This is a genomic window from Streptomyces sp. NPDC048352, from assembly GCF_040651895.1.
GTDB lineage: Bacteria > Actinomycetota > Actinomycetes > Streptomycetales > Streptomycetaceae > Streptomyces.
On record NZ_JBEZKZ010000007.1, the window covers coordinates 32,252 to 51,447 of the forward strand.

15 protein-coding genes, 1 tRNA gene and 1 pseudogene are annotated in these 19,196 nt (G+C 69.9%); 7 read left to right on the top strand and 10 right to left on the bottom strand.

The window, feature by feature from the left end:
• Window positions 1–217 precede the first annotated feature (217 nt).
• On the bottom strand, window positions 218–1,156 hold the full coding sequence (locus AB0D45_RS06150; RefSeq protein ID WP_362455489.1) for an alpha/beta hydrolase: 939 nt from the start codon (window positions 1,154–1,156) through the stop codon (window positions 218–220).
• 127 nt (window positions 1,157–1,283) lie between these two features.
• Between AB0D45_RS06150 and AB0D45_RS06155 the strand changes: the two genes are divergently transcribed.
• The gene (locus AB0D45_RS06155) at window positions 1,284–1,919 is read left to right on the top strand and encodes a TetR/AcrR family transcriptional regulator (protein WP_361605757.1); all 636 of its coding nucleotides are present in this window, start codon (window positions 1,284–1,286) and stop codon (window positions 1,917–1,919) included.
• A 381-nt stretch (window positions 1,920–2,300) separates the two neighbouring features.
• On the opposite strand, the gene AB0D45_RS06160 is transcribed toward AB0D45_RS06155, so the two are convergent.
• The 3 genes from AB0D45_RS06160 to AB0D45_RS06170 all read right to left on the bottom strand — a co-directional run bounded on the left by AB0D45_RS06160 (window position 2,301) and on the right by AB0D45_RS06170 (window position 5,521).
• Window positions 2,301–2,660 (bottom strand): MerR family transcriptional regulator, encoded by a 360-nt coding sequence (locus AB0D45_RS06160; RefSeq protein ID WP_362455490.1) that lies wholly within the window; start codon window positions 2,658–2,660, stop codon window positions 2,301–2,303.
• Between the two features lie 808 nt (window positions 2,661–3,468).
• The gene (locus tag AB0D45_RS06165) at window positions 3,469–5,001 is read right to left on the bottom strand and encodes a DEAD/DEAH box helicase (protein ID WP_362455492.1); all 1,533 of its coding nucleotides are present in this window, start codon (window positions 4,999–5,001) and stop codon (window positions 3,469–3,471) included.
• A 316-nt stretch (window positions 5,002–5,317) separates the two neighbouring features.
• Entirely contained in the window at window positions 5,318–5,521 is a 204-nt protein-coding gene (locus AB0D45_RS06170; protein WP_008734853.1) for a cold-shock protein, read from the bottom strand.
• 595 nt (window positions 5,522–6,116) lie between these two features.
• Between AB0D45_RS06170 and AB0D45_RS06175 the strand changes: the two genes are divergently transcribed.
• Together AB0D45_RS06175 and AB0D45_RS06180 are read left to right on the top strand one after the other, a co-directional pair.
• Window positions 6,117–6,593 carry a cupin domain-containing protein gene (locus tag AB0D45_RS06175; RefSeq protein WP_362455494.1) on the top strand — a complete coding sequence of 159 codons (477 nt, stop codon included), beginning with the start codon at window positions 6,117–6,119 and terminating at the stop codon, window positions 6,591–6,593.
• A gap of 230 nt (window positions 6,594–6,823) precedes the next feature.
• Window positions 6,824–7,492, top strand: coding sequence for a DUF998 domain-containing protein (locus AB0D45_RS06180; RefSeq protein ID WP_362455496.1), 669 nt, complete (start codon window positions 6,824–6,826; stop codon window positions 7,490–7,492).
• Window positions 7,493–7,597: 105 nt separating this feature from the next.
• On the opposite strand, the gene AB0D45_RS06185 is transcribed toward AB0D45_RS06180, so the two are convergent.
• The 3 genes from AB0D45_RS06185 to AB0D45_RS06195 all read right to left on the bottom strand — a co-directional run bounded on the left by AB0D45_RS06185 (window position 7,598) and on the right by AB0D45_RS06195 (window position 9,662).
• Complete coding sequence (locus AB0D45_RS06185) at window positions 7,598–8,398, bottom strand: alpha/beta hydrolase (RefSeq protein ID WP_362455498.1); 801 nt, start codon at window positions 8,396–8,398, stop codon at window positions 7,598–7,600.
• Window positions 8,395–9,393, bottom strand: coding sequence for a sigma-70 family RNA polymerase sigma factor (locus AB0D45_RS06190; RefSeq protein WP_362455499.1), 999 nt, complete (start codon window positions 9,391–9,393; stop codon window positions 8,395–8,397). The genes AB0D45_RS06185 and AB0D45_RS06190 overlap by 4 nt, the downstream gene beginning before the upstream one ends.
• A 195-nt stretch (window positions 9,394–9,588) precedes the next feature.
• Window positions 9,589–9,662 (bottom strand) — tRNA-Gly (locus AB0D45_RS06195).
• A 464-nt stretch (window positions 9,663–10,126) separates the two neighbouring features.
• On the opposite strand from AB0D45_RS06195, the gene dcd reads away from it, so the two are divergent.
• Complete coding sequence (gene dcd / locus AB0D45_RS06200) at window positions 10,127–10,714, top strand: dCTP deaminase (RefSeq protein ID WP_361605735.1); 588 nt, start codon at window positions 10,127–10,129, stop codon at window positions 10,712–10,714.
• Window positions 10,711–11,208, top strand: coding sequence for a phosphoribosyltransferase (locus AB0D45_RS06205; RefSeq protein WP_362455501.1), 498 nt, complete (start codon window positions 10,711–10,713; stop codon window positions 11,206–11,208). Before dcd ends, AB0D45_RS06205 begins: the two co-directional genes overlap by 4 nt.
• Window positions 11,209–11,286: 78 nt before the next feature.
• Here the strand turns inward: AB0D45_RS06205 and AB0D45_RS06210 are convergent, their stop codons facing one another.
• From AB0D45_RS06210 to AB0D45_RS06220, 3 genes and pseudogenes are all read right to left on the bottom strand, one after another.
• Entirely contained in the window at window positions 11,287–12,252 is a 966-nt protein-coding gene (locus AB0D45_RS06210) for a Yip1 family protein (RefSeq protein ID WP_362455502.1), read from the bottom strand.
• Window positions 12,253–13,511: 1,259 nt separating this feature from the next.
• Window positions 13,512–15,713, bottom strand: a pseudogene (locus tag AB0D45_RS06215) ((Fe-S)-binding protein); the annotation flags it as partial.
• A 110-nt stretch (window positions 15,714–15,823) separates the two neighbouring features.
• A complete protein-coding gene (locus AB0D45_RS06220) occupies window positions 15,824–16,384 on the bottom strand; it encodes a sugar transferase (protein ID WP_362455504.1) in 561 nt (186 codons plus the stop codon).
• A 287-nt stretch (window positions 16,385–16,671) separates the two neighbouring features.
• On the opposite strand from AB0D45_RS06220, the gene dnaK reads away from it, so the two are divergent.
• Window positions 16,672–18,516: a molecular chaperone DnaK gene (gene dnaK / locus AB0D45_RS06225; protein ID WP_361598611.1), complete on the top strand. Its 1,845-nt coding sequence runs from the start codon at window positions 16,672–16,674 to the stop codon at window positions 18,514–18,516.
• Window positions 18,516–19,178 carry a nucleotide exchange factor GrpE gene (gene grpE / locus AB0D45_RS06230; protein ID WP_361598614.1) on the top strand — a complete coding sequence of 221 codons (663 nt, stop codon included), beginning with the start codon at window positions 18,516–18,518 and terminating at the stop codon, window positions 19,176–19,178. The genes dnaK and grpE overlap by 1 nt, the downstream gene beginning before the upstream one ends.
• Window positions 19,179–19,196: the final 18 nt, after the last annotated feature.

A 19,196-nucleotide genomic window follows, 5' to 3' on the forward strand; every position in this document is an offset into this window, starting at 1 on the left:
TCGGCTGCGAAGCGAGGCACATGGATGACCCTCCCCCGGTGTGGCTGCCGGACGGGCGGGGGTTCCTTGGTGTCCGGCGGTGTCCGGCGGTGGAGGCGGGGGGCGTGCTCCGTATGGACGTCATGCGATGAACGATCCCGCCCGCAAGGGCCCCGCCGCGCCGGAGCACGGTCCGCTTCCCGGCATCGGCGGGGAACTGTTGGTCCCTGCCGTAGCCCTATGCGTCGACCGCGGCCGGGTCGAGGGAGTCGACGTCCTCCATGAAGGACAGCATCCGGGCGTTGACCACGTCCGGGTGGTCGATCTGCGGGCCGTGTCCGGTCGCGGTGATGATCTCGGCGCGTGCTCCGGGGACGAGGCGCGGTACGCGTTCCAGCTGGCGCTTGGGGTGGACGAGCAGGCTGTGCTTGCCCATGATCACGTAGAGCGGGGTCCGGATGGATCGCAGCGCGTCCTCGGCCAGCGGCCGGGGTGCGGGGCGGCGGATCCGGTAGGCGCGGGCCCCGAGCTGGATCCACGTGCGCATCTCGGGGACGGCGATGACCGGCTGATCCAGCCACTTGGCGAGCCGGGGGCGCAGTGCCTTCGGGGCGAAGGTGGCGAACAGGCTCACGAAGACCCAGGCGAAGAAGCGCAGGCCGACCTTCTCCAGGCCGCCGGGGTCGAGGGCGGTGACGGAGGCGAGCCGTCCGGGCCGCAGGTGGGCCTGGTTGAGGACGAGCCAGCCGCCGTAGGAGGAGCCGACGAGGTGTACCCGGTCGAGGCCGAGCGCGTCGAGGGCCTCGTCCATCCACTGGGCGGCGCGCTCGGGCTGCCACATGGGCTCGCGGTGGATGCTGCGGTTCGCGTCGCCCGGGGTGTCGAGGGCGTAGACGGGGCGGTCGAGGCTGAGCCCGGGGGTGTTGGGGTACCACATCGCCGAGCTGTAGCCGGCGCCGTGGATCAGGACGATCGGGGTCCGGGACTCGGCCGCGGGGTCCGCGGGCCCGTACCGGTAGACGTGGGTGGTCCCGAAGCTCGTCTCGACGTCCGTCTCGGAGCGGACGGGCGCCCCCATCGCGTAGAGGACGTCGGCGGCGGCGAAGTAGCGGTCGCGCAGGGTGTCGTTGACGTAGCGGCCGACATCGCGGCGTACGCGGGCGGTGTTTTCGGGCACGGCGGCACCTCCTGGGAAGATCCGTTCTTCGTGGTACGACCGTATCATCAATGTGGTACGTCGGTATCATGAAGGGGTTCGGGTAGCGGAGCACGAACGCACCACCGACGGGCGGAGACACGGGAACATGCCGAAGCGTGTGGATCACGAGGAGCGGCGCGCCCAGATCGCCGAGGCGCTCATCCAGGTCGCGGGGCGGCGCGGACTGCACGCGGTCGGCATGCGGGACGTGGCCGCGGAGGCCGGGGTGTCGCTCCGGCTGGTGCAGTACTACTTCGAGACCAAGGAGAAGCTGCTCTTCTACGGCCTCCGGCATCTGACCGACCGCTTCACGGCGAGGGTGGGTGCCCGCTTGGCCGCCGCAGGCCCGGACCCGGGCCCGCGCGCCACGGTGGAGGCGCTGCTGCTGGCCTCGCTGCCGACCGACGAGGAGAGCCGTACGTTCCACCTGCTGTACAGCTCGTACGCCATCCTGTCGGTGACCGACGAGGCGCTGGCCGCCCAGCCCTTCATCGACAACCCCGACGCCGCGGAGAACGCCCTGACCGGACTCCTCGAGCAGGCGCAGGGGGCCGGCCTGGCCGACCCGGACGCCGACGCGCGCACGGAGGCGATCAGCCTGCTCGCGATGGCGGCCACCATGGGGACCAGCATCCTCGTGGGCCAGCGGAGTCCGGAGTCGGCGATCGCGGTGCTCCGCCATCACCTGGACCGGATCTTCACGACTGCCGGGACGTCCGAGAGGGGAGCGGGATCAGCCTGAGGTGTCGCGAAGCACGCGCACGCGGCGCCGAGTGTGGTGTCGATCCGGACCGGCCCGACGGACGTGGAGTCGGGCACGGTGTCGAAGCACCCAGGCTCTGCGGGGCCGCCGGAGGCGGGCTCGGCAAGTGCCTGGCCGATGACCTCCCCGGCTGCGATGCGCTGGGGCGCGTCATCTCGTTCGACAGCCGAGAGGATCTGCCCGGCCAGGCCGCAGCACGGAGGCCTTGATGTTGGTGGCCAGGAGGTAGACAGAGCCCGAGAACCTCCACAAGTCCGACAAGAAGCGCTCTCCGGCCGCGGTGGGAGCGGGGAGAGCGGCCAGCAGTCCGAGGAGGTGTGCGGTGGCCGCGTATCCGTCGGAGCGGGCCGATGCGACGCCTCAGGCCGAGGCCGAGGCCGAGGCTGAGGCCGGCGGAGCGGACGGTCCGGCGGCGGCGCGGCGGTATTCGGCGTTGATGCGCTGGGCTTCCTCGAGCTGGTCCTCGAGGATGATGATGCGGCAGGCGGCCTCGATGGGGGTGCCCTGGTCGACCAGCTCCCGGGCGCGTGCCGCGATGCGCAGCTGGTAGCGGGAGTACCGGCGGTGGCCGCCGGCCGAGCGGAGCGGCGTGATCAGGCGGGCCTCACCGATGGCGCGCAGGAATCCCTGGGTGGTGCCGAGCATCTCGGCGGCCCGGCCCATCGTGTAGGCGGGGTAGTCGTCGTCATCGAGACGGCCGAACGAGTCATCCGCTGTCATTGCACCTCTTTCGCGAAACGCGTGGAGGGGCCCTGGTGCCATATGGCACCAGGGCCCCGAAGGAACTGCTACACCATCTGCCGGCCCTAGTCCTGCGCCGGCCTTCTGTGTCCGCCGACCCGGTCAAGATGCTGCCGGGGGTGCGGGGATCGCGGTTGCCTGACCGGAGACCACCTCACTATCGATGTCCTGCGGTTCCCGGGCTCGGACTTCCGCCCGGGCGATCCTGATGGTGCCCTGCTCCTCCGTTCTTCCCTCGATGATCGACTACTTGTCAAACGGAACTGCGAACTGCTGGTACTGCTCCTACTGCGAACTGCTCAGTGACCTCACCCAGCGCCACTCTTCGGCAGCCAGCCCCGTTGCCCATCCTGCATCTGCTCTGGCTTAGAACCCCACTGCCGAACTTCCCGGTGCGCGCGCCCGCAGCCGACGCCTTCACCGAGGTGCTGCTCACTGACTTCTGCTTGTGGCGGCCCCTGATCACTGCGGGCCACCCGGTCCAGTGACCAGTCCCGTCGCCGTCCTGCAACCGCTCTGGCTTCGAAACTCCACCACCGCACCGTCCTGCGAACTGCGGGACTGCTGCCCGGCAGTTCGTCTCTGCCAGGCCCTGCTGTCTCTCTGGGCTACGACAGAAACCATAACGACGTCACAGTCTAATGTCTACTCTGGCCGACACAGATTTTCCGGTGCGCCGAGGACAGCGTCGGGGCGCAAGGATCAAGTGGGCAGAGAAAGCCGCCGGTACGCAGGAGGGCCCGACCGGCACGCGCCGGTCGGGCCCTCTTCGCTGTGTCCGTGTTTGTCAGGCCGCCGCGTCGAAGGCGGTCTGTCGCAGGCTCGCGCGTCGGGCAGCCGAGACGGGCCCGCGTCGGCCGCGGGAGGCCGTGGTGCGCTTGGGGCGCTCGGTCACCGGTGTGGTGATGGTGACCGGGATGCCGGAGGGTGTCTGGGCGCCGGTGATGCGGTTCAGGGCTTCGTCGCCCGAGTGGACCTGGGTGGTCTGGGGGGTGATGCCCGCGGCCTGCATCAAGCGGGTCATGTCGCGGCGCTGGTTGGGGGTGACGAGGGTGACGACGCTGCCGGACTCGCCGGCGCGGGCGGTACGGCCGCCGCGGTGGAGGTAGTCCTTGTGGTCGGTCGGCGGGTCGACGTTGACGACGAGGTCGAGGTGGTCGACGTGGATGCCGCGCGCCGCCACGTTGGTGGCGACCAGCACGGTGACGTGGCCGGTCTTGAACTGGGCGAGGGTCCGGGTGCGCTGGGGCTGCGACTTGCCGCCGTGCAGGGCCGCGGCGCGGACCCCGCTGTCGAGGAGGTCCTGGGTGAGGCGGTCCACGGCGTGCTTGGTGTCCAGGAACATGATCACCCGGCCTTCGCGGGCCGCGATCTCCGTCGTCGTCCGCTGCTTGTCGGCGCCGTGGACGAGCAGGACGTGGTGCTCCATCGTGGTCACCGCGCCCTGCGAGGGGTCGACGGAGTGCACGACCGGGTCGGTGAGGTAACGGCGCACCAGCAGGTCGACGTTGCGGTCGAGGGTGGCGGAGAACAGCATCCGCTGGCCCTCGGGACGTACCTGGTCGAGGAGGGCGGTGACCTGGGGCATGAAGCCCATGTCGGCCATCTGGTCGGCCTCGTCCAGGACGGTGATGCCGACCTGGTTCAGGCGGCAGTCGCCGCGGTCGATCAGGTCCTTCAGCCTGCCGGGGGTGGCGACGACCACTTCGGCTCCGGCGCGCAGCGCACCGGCCTGGCGGTGGATCGGCATGCCGCCGACCACGGTGGCCAGGCGCAGCTTGACCGCCCGGGCGTAGGGGGTGAGCGCGGCGGTGACCTGCTGGGCGAGCTCTCGCGTCGGTACGAGGATCAGCGCGAGCGGCTGACCCGACTCGGCGCTCTGGCCGGCCGTACGGGCCAGCAGGGCGAGGCCGAAGGCCAGGGTCTTGCCGGAGCCGGTGCGGCCGCGGCCGAGGACGTCACGCCCCGCGAGGGTGTTGGGGAGCGTCGCGGCCTGGATCGGGAACGGTGTGGCCATGCCTTCACGGGTGAGCGTGGTGAGCAACTGGGCCGGCATGTCGAGGTCGGTAAAGGCCTCGACGGCGGGCAGCGCGGGGGTGATCGTCTTCGGCGGTGCGAACTCGCCCTGGATGGCGGCGGGCCGGCGGCCGTAGCCGCCCGAGCGGCTCGGACCTCCGGAACGGCTCGGGGCTCCGCTTCGGCTCGGGGTCGACGAGCCGAAGCGGCTGCCCCGCCCCGAACCGGCGCCGGTGCCGAAAGCGGGGCCGCCGGTGCGGCCGCGGGTGCGAGAAGAGCGCTCGTTCTTACGTGTGGGGTTCATGCGGAACCTTCCTTGACACGGCACGTATCAAGGAATCCCCGCAGCGTAGGAGCGGCGCACGGAATTGCGAGAACGGGCCGAATGGAATGCGATAGCGGATCTGGCGGACAGGAATCTGTTCGGGCTCAGATGCTCATGAGATGGCGTCATGTGGACGCGCCAACCCGAGAAACGAAATCGGGTGCAGCTCCGAGAGGGCCGGTCGGTCGGATCTCTCCATGCTCAATACCGCGGGTGAACGCACCGCGGGAAATGCATGCAGCTGGGGCCCGCACCCCGAGGGATGCGGGCCCCAGCTGCAGAACGCGTGTCAGCGTCAGGCGGGAACGATGTTCTCGGCCGTCGGGCCCTTCTGGCCCTGCGCGATGTCGAAGGTGACCTTCTGGCCCTCGTTCAGCTCGCGGAAACCCTGGGCGGCGATGTTGGAGTAGTGGGCGAACACGTCAGCGCCGCCACCGTCCTGCTCGATGAAGCCGAAACCCTTTTCCGCGTTGAACCACTTGACGGTACCAGCAGCCATGTCATATCTCCTTTGGGGCAATACATCGACGTCTGCGCTGTGCGGACGCCGTGTCGCCGCGATGATGCCCCGCCCGGAAATTTACCGGTAAATACTAAGCGCTTCCTGCGGCTCGAAGTCCGACTGGAGGCGCTTGAAGTTCTTGGGTACCAAAACTGCAACCGAGATCGACAGTAGCACGCCGCAGCGGGTTGTGTGCGTTGAATATTTCCGGCCGCCGCGTGGCGGTAGAAACTCTCCCCGCGGGATCCGTTAAATTCTTGAGTCGCGGTGACAGATATTGATTCACGCCGATCGCAGCGTCTTCACGTGCCCGCCGGCGGCTGCAGGCTGCGGCGGCACGGTCGTCGCGAGCGCTGTCGTGGAGGCGGCCATGCGCCCCCCCAGCGCCTCGACTGCCGCGTAATCCGACCGAGCCCTGCCAGTGACCCGGTTCTGAGGTTCGGCGTTAGGTCGGCAGGGGGCGTCCTGGTCCGACGATGCCGCCGTTGTCGGTAAATGATGCCCAGCGGGCTGTGCTGGAGTGCGCGGACGGGGTACGTGGGCCGACGCAAGACCGCGACCGTGTACCGCCTTCGTCGACCGGGAGAGACATATGACCATCAAGGACATCGGGCCGGAACCTCAGAGCTTCGACCTTGAGAAGGCGACGCTCGAGAACAAGAGCTATCGCACGGTCGCCTGGTCCGGGAAGTACCTTCAGTTGACCCTCATGTCGATCCCGGTGGGTGAGGACATCGGCTTGGAGGCGCACCCGGAGACCGACCAGTTCCTCCGACTCGACGCAGGCCGGGGCCGCGTCCAGATGGGGAGCACGAAGGATCGACTCGACTTCGACCGGGAGGTCGAGGACGGCTGGGCAATCTTCGTGCCCGCCGGCACCTGGCACAACGTCACCAACATCGGTGACGAGCCCCTGCAGCTCTACGCCGTATACGCGCCGGTCCACCACGCTCCGGGCAAGGTTCACGCGACGGCCGCCGACGCGGAGCGCGACGAGGACTCAGGCAACGACGAGCCGCCGAGCTGGTCGGTACAGCCTGCCCAGCAGCCATCGGACGAGCACGCTTGACCAGCGAGGCTCATGGTGCCGGTAGTTCCTGATATTTCGTCGCTCCCTTGAACCCCTTGTTGTCCGCTGTTCACCGCCTCTGCCGGCACGTCGTGGCACGCCCTTCTCGGTGGCGCGAGCGGGGGGAACTCCCAGAGTGCGTGTGAGCCAGTGCACATGGCCGGGAGCGATGACTTCGCCTCTCGCCGTCGGTCGTACAAGCGAAGCCACCGACGGAAGGAAGGCCCGCCATGACCCACACGCTGACCACCCCGCACGACATCGTCTCCAGCGCGCCCGCACCGCGCCCGGCGGTGCGGTGGGCGGTGACCGGCGGCATGGTGGCGGGCCCACTGTTCCTGGCGGTTGGACTCGCCCAGGGCTTTGCGCGGGACGGCTTCGACTTCACCCGGAACGCGATCAGCCAGCTCGCCCTTGGTGAGTCGGGCTGGGTCCAGACGGTGAACTTCCTGCTCGCCGGCGCGCTGTTGACGGCCGGCACGGCCGGACTGCGACTGGTGTTGCGCGGCGGACCGGGTGGGACCTGGGGCCCGGTCCTGGTCGGCGTCTTCGCTGTCTCCTTCTGGGTCGCTGCGGCCTTCCCGGCCGACGCCGGGGCGGGGTTTCCCGTCGGCGCCCCCGACGCGACCGTGATGAGTGGGCCCGGCACCGTCCACATGTTCGGCGGGACGGTCGGCTATCTCGCCTTGTGCGCGGCGTTCGTCGTCCTGGCCCGTCCGCTGGCCGCCCGGGGCCTGCGGGGCTGGTCTGTCGCCTCCCGCGTCGTGCCGGTGGTCGTCCTCGCGGGGTTCATGGCCTCGGCCGTCTCCGTCCTGGCTTTCACCGCCGGCGCGGGACTCGGCCTGCTGTGGCTGACCGGGGTGACGGCCCGGATGACCGGAACCCCGGCGAACCGCTAGGGGCCTGCCTCTCCCGCATGGCCGTCCGATCGCCGAGTGGAAGGACCTCATCCGCTCCTCCCCGCCGATGAAGCACACGGAGCTCGTCGTCCGGCTGGCGGCAGATCACGTGACGTCTTCAAGGAACCGATGGAGTACGTGCCGCAGGACGTCCGTCCGCTCCAGATGAACGTCGTGCCCCGTCCCGGGCACACTCAAGGCCACGGTCTTCGGCCGTCGCCGGAGCATCTCGTCGATCTCCCCGGGCGAGACGATGCCGGACTGGCCGAGGACGGCGAGGGTCGGGCAGGCGACCCTCGACCACTCGTCCCAGAAGGACCGCTGGGCGATCTCCGCCAGCGACTCGACCATCACGTCGCGGTCGAAGTGCGGCCACCAGCCGCCATCGCGTTCCACCAGGCCGGCCGCCCAGCCCTCGCCGACCGGGCCGCCGCCGAGGAATTCGACGGCAGCTTCCCGCGACGGGAACGGCCTGGGCCACGAATCGAGCCAGTCACCGACCTCCGCCTGCACCTGACGGTTCGGCCCACCCGGCCCCGCCTCCACCAGGACGAGCGCACGGAAGAACCCGGGGTGCGCGGCAGCGGCGAGCATGGCGGTGTGGCCGCCCAGCGATTGGCCCACCAGAACGGGCTGTTGGAGGCCGAGCTGTTCGACCACTGCGACGGCGTCCGCAACGTACGCAGCCCGGGAGACGTCCGCCGGACGGCGCTCGCTGGCACCGTGGCCGCGCTGGTCGACAGCGACGACCCTGTAGCGGTGGCGCAGGCCTTGGGCGATGGAGTCCCATTCGCCGGCGTGGCCGGCCAGCCCGTGCAGCAGGACGACAGGTGCCCCTGACCCACCCCGGTCACGGCAGGAAATGCGGACGCCCTCACGGACGACGGTGCGCTCTGACCAGGTCATCCAGGGTCCTTCGGGCGTCCAACGGAGGAGTCCGGGTCGAGGCGTGCGGGCAGGCCGAAGAGGGGGAACAAGCGCTCGGTGTCGCGGAAGGCGTTGATGCCGGTGATGCGGTCGCCGGAGAATTCGATGATCTGGAGTGCCCAGGGTTCGTAACCCGTTCCGTCTGAGCTCGGACGGTACTGGCCGAAGGCGGGGGTGCCGTTCGCCGTGGTCGGGATCAGACGGGAGCCGCGGCAGCCGACGGCGGGTCCGGTCAGCCACGCCTGGATGTCGGGGACGCCGCGCATCCACTTCGCGTACGGGGGCAGGCACAGGGTGGCGTCGACGTGGAGCAGCATGTTCAGCTCCTCCATGTCGTAGCGGGAGAAGGCCGTCGCGTACCGCTCGGCCAGCATCCGGCGGACGGCGTCGGGGGGCCGGGTGTCGTCGACGGGGCCACGGTGTGCGGCGAGTGTGGCTCGGGCCCGCTGCAGAGCGCTGTTGACCGAGGCGACGGTCGAGCTGTGCAGCTCGGCCACCTCGCGGGCCGAGAAGGCCAGCACGTCCCGGAGGATCAGCGTGGCCCGCTGCTTGGGCGGCAGGTGTTGGAGTGCTGCGACGAACGCCAGCCGTACGGATTCGCCCGCTGCCACGGTTGCCTCGGGGTCCCCTCCTGGACAGGGCCCGACCCACACGGCGGCGTCCTCCGGGGCACCCGGGAGCGCGGCCCCGGGTGACGGCTCCGCGAGGTCCATCGGCAGAGCCCGCCGCCTGGCCGCTGCCAGGGCGTCCAGGCACACGTTGGTGGCGATGCGGTAGACCCACGTCCGCAACGACGAACGTCCCTCGAACCGCTCGACGTTCCGCCAGGCCCGGACCATCGTCTCCTGCACGGCGTCCTCGGCCTCGGCGTACGAGCCGAGCATCCGGTAGCAATACCCGGTCAGTTCTGCCCGGTGCTCCTCCAGCCGGACCGCCGTCTCGGGCTCGCGGTCGCCCCCGACAAGATCCTTCACGTTTGATTCCGCCCCCTGATGCACTGCCCGAGGCCACCGACCAGGTGGTTTCCGGAGATGTCCTCGGCCGCACGAAAATACCGGCCGACAGGGGCGCACGGCCAGTGATCAAGATTCAGATCATGTCGACGGCCGTCAGGAACCCGGTGCTCGGGCAACACAAAAGCCCCAGGTCGCTGACCTGGGGCTTTGTCATGGAGCGGATGACGGGAATCGAACCCGCGCTATAAGCTTGGGAAGCTCATGTTCTACCATTAAACTACATCCGCAAGGTGGTCCAGTTGCCTGGATCCTTACCGTTGCACACTGTACCCCATGATCGACCCCCGGTGAATTCTCCCCCGCGGGGTCGTGCTCGTTCCCGGGCGCAGGAGGGTTCGTGGGGGCGGGAGTTGGGGCGTACCGTGGGGGCGCGGAGCGGCGGCTGGAGTGGGTCCCGATCATCCCCTAATGTGGCGATTCATCGCAGTACGGCTCGTTGGGGAAAGGGACTCGATGGAGCACACAGTCGTCCGTTGTGCCGAAGGGCATGTTTTCAACACCGCTTCGTTCCCGTTGCAGCACCTCGGTGCCGGCCGGATCGGGCCCGGGCGGCTGTTGCGGTGCCCGCGGTGCGCTCGGCTGAGGCACGCCGTGCCCGTGGGCGGCGGCGTCAAGCGGTAGCGGGCGGGACCGGGCGCGCGGGCGCCGCTCCGATTGGGGGTGGCCCGCGCGCTCTGCGTATCCTCGGGACGTGCTTCTCTCCGACAAAGACATCCGGGCCGAGATCGACAGCGGACGGGTTCGCATTGACCCCTTCGACGAGTCGATGGTGCAGCCCTCCAGCATCGATGTACGTCTCGACCGGTTCTTCCGGGTCTTCGAGAACCACCGCTACGCGCACATCGACCCCGCCATCGAGCAGGCCGACCTGACCCGCCTGGTCGAGCCCGAGGGGGACGAGGCCTTCATCCTGCATCCGGGCGAGTTCGTGCTCGCCTCGACGTACGAGGTCATCTCGCTGCCCGACGACATCGCCTCCAGACTGGAGGGGAAGTCCAGCCTGGGCCGCCTGGGTCTGGTGACGCATTCGACCGCGGGGTTCATCGACCCCGGGTTCTCGGGCCACGTGACCCTGGAGCTGTCGAACCTGGCCACCCTTCCGATCAAGCTCTGGCCGGGCATGAAGATCGGGCAGCTGTGCATGTTCCGCCTCAGCTCGCCCGCGGAGTTCCCGTACGGCAGCGAGCGGTACGGCTCCAGGTACCAGGGGCAGCGCGGGCCGACCGCCTCGCGCTCCTTCCAGAACTTCCACCGCACCCAGGTGAGGCACGAGGCATGAGCGAAGTACGCGAGAACCTGACCTACGAGGGGTTCGGCCGCGCCGTCCGCGAGCTGGCGCAGACCATCGCCGACGACGGCTACGAGCCCGACATCATCCTGAGCATCGCCCGGGGCGGGGTGTTCGTCGCCGGCGGTCTGGCGTACGCGCTCGACTGCAAGAACATCCACCTGGTGAACGTGGAGTTCTACACCGGTGTGGGCACCACGCTGGAGATGCCGGTCATGCTGGCGCCCGTGCCCGAGGCGATCGACTTCACGAACAAGAAGGTCCTGATCGCCGACGACGTCGCCGACACCGGCAAGACGCTGAAGCTGGTGCACGACTTCTGCCTCGGCCACGTCGCCGAAGTGCGCTCCGCCGTCATCTACGAGAAGTCCCACTCGCTCGTGCAGTGCGAGTACGTGTGGAAGCGCACCGACGACTGGATCGAGTTCCCCTGGTCCGTCCAGCCGCCCGTGGTGAAGCGCCAGGGCCAGGTCCTGGACGCCTGACCTGCTCGACCGTGACACGGGGAAGGGCCCGCCGCGTATCCGCGCGGCGGGCCCTTCGTGCGTGTGCGCGTGCGTGGGCTACAGCGTGCCCAGCTTGATCATCGAGAGCAGGGCGACCAGCTGGATCGCGGACGCGCCCAGCGCCTTCTGCCAGGGCAGGTCGTGCGACTTGCCGACCATCGCGGTGAAGAGCGCGCCGGCCGCCAGCCAGGTCACCCACCCGAGGACCTGCACGACGATGTTGTCGCCGCCCAGGAACACCGCCACCAGCAGGCGCGGGGCGTCCGTGACGGACATGACCAGCATCGACAGGCCCACGGTCGGCTGCCACGCGCCGTCGCCGCCGAGCTGGCGGGCCAGGGTGTGCGTGACCGCGCCGAGGATCAGGCCGCAGATGACGAAGGCCACGCCGGCGCTGAGGACGATCGGGATGACCTGGGTGAGGGTCGCCTTGATGGCGTCCTCGCGGGCCTTGTCGAAGCCGAAGACCGCGAGCATGCCGTAGACGAAGGTCACGGTGAGCGCCGGACCCCAGACCGCGTAGTCGCGCATCTGCAGGAAGGTCGGCCCGGGGCGCAGCACGATGCCGCGCAGCAGGTCCTTCCAGTGCAGCCGCGGCCCGGAGGGGGCCGCGGAGGCCGCGCCCGCCTGGTAGGTCGCGCCCTGGCCGTACGGGTCCTCGCCGACCGAGAAGGCCTGGGTGTAGCCGGGGTCGTTCGCGTACGAGGCCCCGTGCGGGGGTGCGTACGGGGTCTGCGGCGGCTGCGGCTGGGGGTGGGGCTGCGGGTGGGCGTGCCGGCCCTGGTGGCCCTGCTGGCCTGGCTGGCCGTACGGGTCGAAGTACTCCGGCTCGCCGTGGTCCCCGGCCGAACCCTGCTGCGGCCACTGCTGCTGCGGCGGCGGGCCGGAGGGCGGGTAGGGCTGATGGCCGTACGGTGCCTGCGGCGCTTGCTGCTGACCGTACGGCTGCTGCCGCGGGGTGTGCGGGGGTTGCTGCGGAGGGTGGTTGTCGTCCCTGCCGCGTCCGATCCTGAATCCAGCCACGTGATCGAAAGTACCTGCTCCGCCGGGCCGCCGTGGCCGGGCCACCGGAAGAGGCCCCCTTTGCGGCTGACCTGTGACATCCCCTAGGGGGACCCGGAGGCGTGCGGTGGGGGTGGTTGTGGGCGGTGTGTGGTCTTCCGCTTGTGTGGCTGCCGCGATGCGTACGTATCTGGCCCGCGGGTCCGTGCCGGGGGCGGGGGCGGGCCTGCGGGGGGTGCTCGGCAGGGTCGGCCGGGAGAACCGGAGCGTTCGTCGGCGTGGGGGCCGCTGCGCGGGGCCGTCCCCTACCCGCCCTTCCACCGTTCCCCGGGGCTCCGCCCCGGACCCCGACAGACGGGAACGGCCGGCCCCCTGAAGGGGACCGGCCGTTCCTGTTCAGCGCGCTGGTGCTACTTGGCACCCTCGGGCTTCGCCTCGCCCTTACCGTCGGCCGGAGCAGCCTCCGCCTCGGGCTCGGCCGCGGGTGCCGCGGCTTCCGCCTTGGCCGCAGCGTCAGGCTTCGCCGTAGCCTCGGCTTCCGCCTTGGTGTCGGCCTTGGGCTCCACCGCAGCTGCCTCGGCTTCCGCCTTGGCTTCGGTTTCCGGCTTCGCCTCAGCCTCGGGCTGGGCCTTGGCGCCGCCCTTGGGCTCCACCGCAGGTGCCTCGGCTTCCGCCTTGATGGCAGCGTCCGGCTTCGCCGTAACTTCGGCTTCGGCCTTGGGCTCGGCCGCGGGTGCATCGGCTTCCGCCTTGGCGTCGGCTTCCGGCTTCGCCTGAGCCTCTGCCTCGGGCTGGGCCTTGGCGTTGCCGTTGGGCTCCGCCGCAGGCGCCGCGGCTTCCGCCTTGGGCTCCGCCGCGGGTGCCTCGGGCTCCGGCTTCGCCGCAGGGGCTTCGGGCTTCGTGGCGGCCGCAGCCTCCGGCTTTACCTCAGCCTTCGCCTCGGCGTCGGCTTCCGGCTTCGCCTCGACCTGGGCCTCGGTGTCGCCCTTGGGCTCCGCCGCAGGCGTCTCGGCTTCCGCCTTGGCCTCGGGCTCCGGCTTCGCAGCAGGCGCCTCGGGCTTCGTCGCGGCCTCTGCTTCGGCCTTGGCGTCGGCCTCGGCCTCCGCAGCGGCCTTCGCAGCCGCCTCCTCAGCGGCAGCGGCAGCGGCCTTCGCCTCCGCAGCGGCCTTGGCCTCGGCCTCCTCAGCGGCAGCGGCAGCCGCAGCCGCCTCCTCAGCGGCAGCGGCTTCGGCTTCGGCTGCCGCCAGGGCCGCCAGTTCTTCCTCCGTCGGCTCCGGGGCCTTCACCGACTCCAGCAGCAGCTGCGCCACGTCCACGACCTGGACGGACTCCTTCGCCTGGCCGTCGTTCTTCTTGCCGTTCACCGAGTCCGTCAGCATGACGAGGCAGAAGGGGCAGGCCGTGGAGACGATGTCCGGGTTGAGGGACAGCGCCTCGTCCACGCGCTCGTTGTTGATGCGCTTGCCGATGCGCTCCTCCATCCACATCCGCGCACCACCGGCGCCACAGCAGAAGCCCCGCTCCTTGTGGCGGTGCATCTCCTGCTGCCGCAGCCCCGGCACCGCGGACATGATCTCGCGCGGCGGCGTGTAGACCTTGTTGTGGCGGCCCAGGTAGCACGGGTCGTGGTACGTGATCAGGCCGTCGACCGGCGTCACCGGCGTCAGCCGGCCCTCGTCGATCAGGTGCTGGAGCAGCTGCGTGTGGTGGATGACCTCGTACTCGCCGCCGAGCTGCGGGTACTCGTTCGCGATGGTGTTGAAGCAGTGCGGGCAGGTGGAGACGATGCGCTTCGCCGACTTGGGCTTGCGCGTCGACTCGTCCTCGTCGTCCTCGCCGAAGGCCATGTTCAGCATGGCCACGTTCTCCTGGGCCAGCTGCTGGAACAGCGGCTCGTTGCCCAGGCGGCGCGGCGAGTCACCGGTGCACTTCTCGTCGCCGCCCATGATCGCGAACTTGACGCCCGCGATGTTCAGCAGCTCCGCGAAGGCCTTCGTGGTCTTCTTCGCCCGGTCCTCCAGGGCGCCCGCGCAGCCGACCCAGTACAGGTAGTCGAACTCCGAGAGGTCCTCCGCGTCCTTCCCGATGATCGGGACCTCGAAGTCGACCTCCTTCGTCCACTCCACGCGCTGCTTCTTGGCCAGGCCCCAGGGGTTGCCCTTCTTCTCCAGGTTCTTGAGCATCGTGCCCGCCTCCGACGGGAACGCGCTCTCGATCATCACCTGGTAGCGCCGCATGTCGACGATGTGGTCGATGTGCTCGATGTCGACCGGGCACTGCTCCACGCACGCACCGCAGGTCGTGCAGGACCACAGCACGTCCGGGTCGATGACGCCGTTCTCCTCGGCGGTGCCGATCAGCGGGCGCTCCGCCTCCGCGAGGGCCGCCGCCGGGACGTCCTTGAGCTGCTCCGCCGTGGCCTTCTCGTCGCCCTCCATCGTCTTGCCGCCGCCCGCGAGCAGGTACGGGGCCTTCGCGTGCGCGTGGTCGCGCAGCGACATGATCAGGAGCTTCGGCGACAGCGGCTTGCCGGTGTTCCAGGCGGGGCACTGCGACTGGCAGCGGCCGCACTCGGTGCAGGTGGAGAAGTCGAGGATGCCCTTCCAGGAGAACTGCTCGACCTGGGAGACGCCGAAGACGTCGTCCTCGCCCGGCTCCTCGAAGTCGATCTCCTTGCCGCCGCTGGTCATCGGCTGGAGGGCACCGAGGGCGGTGGAGCCGTCCGCGTTGCGCTTGAACCAGATGTTCGGGAAGCCGAGGAAGCGGTGCCAGGCGACACCCATGTTGGTGTTGAGCGAGACCGTGATCATCCAGGTGAAGGACGTGACGATCTTGAGCGCCGCGAAGAAGTAGGTGAGGTGCTGGAGCGTGCTCAGGCTCAGCCCGTCGAAGGCGGCGATCAGCGGGTACGACGCGAAGAAGCCGGGCTCCCAGCCGTCGACGCCGTGCTGGGCCCCCTCCAGCGCGCGCAGCGTCATGATGCAGACGCCGACGATCAGGATGACGGCCTCGACGAAGTACGCCTGGCCCGTCTTGGAGCCCGTGAAACGGGACTTGCGTCCGGCCCTGCCCGGCCGGCTGAGCTGCCGGATGACGATCAGGGTCACGATGCCGAGCACGGTCATCAGGCCGAGGAACTCGGTGAAGACCTCGTACGGCAGCCAGTCGCCGATGAACGGGATCAGCCAGTCGGCCTGGAAGAGCTGGCCGAAGGCGTTGACGATGGTCAGCAGCAGGGAGAAGAAGCCCACCGCCACGAACCAGTGCGCGAACCCGACGATGCCCCATCGGTTCATGCGGGTGTGGCCGAGGAACTCCTTGACCAGCGTGATGGTGCGCTGAGTGGGGTCGCCGGTGCGCGTGCCCGCGGGCACTGGCTGGCCGAGGCGCACGAAGCGGTAGATCTGCGCGATGGCACGGCCGAACAGCGCGACGGCTACCACCGTGATGACCAGCGACACGATGATCGCGGCGAGTTGCATGGGAGGGCTCCTCGGGCGGTACTTACTAAGCGGTAACTTATTGAGTCAAGGGTTGAGGTTACCCAGTTCCCACGCCGCACTGTAGGTGAGCGTGCGGTGATCTGTGTCGCTCAGGCATGCCTCTGTCGGTAGGCCGCCCGAGGGGTCTGCGCCAGGATCGCGAGATCCATCCCCAGCCAATGGCTCTCCACATAGTGCCGGTCGAGCAGGGCCATCTCCTCCCAGGGGAGGTCCGAACGCTCGCTGACCTGCCACAATCCGGTCATTCCCGGACGTACGAGCAGCCGTTCGGGATGCTCCGTGCGGTCCTGCGGCCGCGGCCCGACCAGCGACATCTCGCCCCGCACCACATTGAGCAGCTGCGGCAGCCCCTCCAGCGCGCACCGCCGCACCAGCGCCCCGGCCCGCCCCGCGCCCTCGGTGCGCAGCCGCCACGCGCCGAACGGCCGGCCGCCGAGCCCGAGCGCGGGGTCGCGTACGAGGACCCGCGCGCGCAGGGCCCCGTACAGCAGGGCGGCGGCCAGCGCGAGCGGGACGGCGCACACCCCGAGCAGGATCAGCGCGCCGACGAGGTCGAAGACCCGCTTGGCCGGCGGCCTGGCCGGCCGGCGCACCCGGATCCGCGGCGGGGTCGGCCGCAGCCGGGCGGGTAGGGGGAGGGAGAGGGGCATGGCAGGCACGCTGCCGGAAGCCCGGCCGCCCTCCGGGCGCGCCGCGCGGCGGCGGATGCCGCCGGAACCCGTTCGGGTGCCGGTCACGCGCAGGTCCGCGGCCAGCGCGGCCGGGGTGCGGCCGTGCCCGGAGCGGGTGGACCGCAGGTCGCGTACGGCCCCGTGAGACCGCCCTGAGCGTAAGCGCAGCCTAAAGGTTGAGCCCCCTGGGCTCACCTCTGTTGACGCGAGCGCAGCGTTACGGCACTCTTGAGTCTGTTCCACTCAAGTCAGCTGGAGGAATCGAAATGGCACGTGCGGTCGGCATCGACCTGGGCACCACTAACTCCGTCGTCAGCGTTCTCGAAGGCGGAGAGCCCACCGTCATCACCAACGCCGAGGGTGCCAGGACCACGCCGTCCGTCGTCGCCTTCGCCAAGAACGGCGAGGTCCTCGTCGGCGAGGTGGCCAAGCGCCAGGCGGTCACGAACGTGGACCGGACCATCCGCTCCGTCAAGCGCCACATGGGCACTGACTGGAAGATCAACCTGGATGGCAAGGACTTCAACCCGCAGCAGATGAGCGCCTTCATCCTGCAGAAGCTGAAGCGCGACGCCGAGGCGTACCTGGGCGAGAAGGTCACGGACGCGGTCATCACCGTCCCGGCCTACTTCAACGACTCCGAGCGCCAGGCGACGAAGGAGGCCGGCGAGATCGCCGGTCTGAACGTCCTGCGCATCGTCAACGAGCCGACGGCCGCCGCCCTGGCCTACGGTCTCGACAAGGACGACCAGACCATCCTCGTCTTCGACCTCGGTGGCGGCACCTTCGACGTGTCCCTCCTGGAGATCGGCGACGGTGTCGTCGAGGTCAAGGCCACCAACGGTGACAACCACCTCGGTGGCGACGACTGGGACCAGCGCGTCGTCGACTACCTGGTGAAGCAGTTCCAGAACGGCCACGGCGTCGACCTGTCCAAGGACAAGATGGCGCTCCAGCGCCTGCGCGAGGCCGCCGAGAAGGCGAAGATCGAGCTGTCCTCCTCCACGGAGACCTCGATCAACCTGCCGTACATCACGGCCTCCGCCGAGGGCCCGCTGCACCTGGACGAGAAGCTCACGCGCTCGCAGTTCCAGCAGCTCACCGCGGACCTGCTCGACCGCTGCAAGACCCCGTTCCACAACGTCATCAAGGACGCGGGCATCAACCTGTCCGAGATCGACCACGTGGTCCTGGTCGGCGGCTCCACCCGCATGCCGGCCGTCGCCGAGCTCGTCAAGGAGCTCACCGGCGGTCAGGACGCCAACAAGGGCGTCAACCCGGACGAGGTCGTCGCCATCGGCGCCACCCTCCAGGCCGGTGTGCTCAAGGGTGAGGTCAAGGACGTCCTGCTCCTCGACGTGACCCCGCTGTCCCTCGGCATCGAGACCAAGGGCGGCATCATGACCAAGCTCATCGAGCGCAACACGACCATCCCGACCAAGCGGTCGGAGATCTTCACGACGGCCGAGGACAACCAGCCGTCCGTGCAGATCCAGGTCTACCAGGGCGAGCGCGAGATCGCGGCGTACAACAAGAAGCTCGGCATGTTCGAGCTGACGGGCCTGCCGCCGGCCCCGCGCGGCGTCCCGCAGATCGAGGTCTCCTTCGACATCGACGCCAACGGCATCATGCACGTGACCGCGAAGGACCTCGGCACGGGCAAGGAGCAGAAGATGACCGTCACGGGCGGCTCTTCGCTCGGCAAGGACGAGGTCGACCGGATGCGCCAGGAGGCCGAGCAGTACGCGGAGGAGGACCACCGCCGCCGCGAGGCCGCCGAGTCGCGCAACCAGGGCGAGCAGCTCGTCTACCAGACGGAGAAGTTCCTCGCGGACAACGCGGAGAAGGTCCCGGCCGACGTCAAGACCGAGGTCGAGACGGCCGTCACCGAGCTGAAGGACAAGCTCAAGGGCGAGGACACCGCCGAGATCCGCACCGCGACGGAGAAGCTCGCCGCGGTCAGCCAGAAGCTCGGCCAGGCCATCTACGCCGACGCCCAGGCCGCTCAGGCCGCCGGCGGCGCGGACGACGCGGGCCAGGCCAAGGCCGACGACGACGTCGTCGACGCCGAGATCGTCGACGACGAGAAGCCGAAGGGCGGCGCTGCCTGATGTCGGAGGAGACCCCGGGTTTCGACGAGAAGCCTGAAGTCCCCGCCGGCGCAGGCACCGACGACGCCGAGCCGAAGGCCGCCGACTCCGCGAAGGAGGAGGCGGCGGCCCCGGCCGGGGACGCAGCTCAGGACGTGGCCCTGGTGGCCCAGCTGGACCAGGCCCGTACCGCGCTCGGCGAGCGCACCGCGGACCTCCAGCGGCTCCAGGCCGAGTACCAGAACTACCGCCGCCGCGTGGAGCGGGACCGGGTCGCCGTCAAGGAGATCGCGGTCGCGTCCCTGCTGACGGAGCTCCTCCCGACCCTGGACGACATCGGCCGGGCGCGGGAGCACGGCGAGCTGGTCGGCGGCTTCAAGTCGGTGGCCGAATCGCTGGAGACGGCCGCCGCCAAGATGGGGCTGCAGCAGTTCGGCAAGGAGGGCGAGCCCTTCGACCCGACGATCCACGAGGCCCTGATGCACTCGTACGCGCCGGACGTCACCGAGACGACCTGCGTGGCGATCCTGCAGCCGGGGTACCGCATCGGCGAGCGCACGATCCGCCCCGCGCGGGTCGCGGTGGCCGAGCCCCAGCCGGGCGCGGCGCCCGCCGCCGCGTCCGAGTCCGGCGACGGCGACACGCCGTCCGACAAGGACACGGATGCCCCCGACCAGGGCTGACGCACACCATGTAGGGAT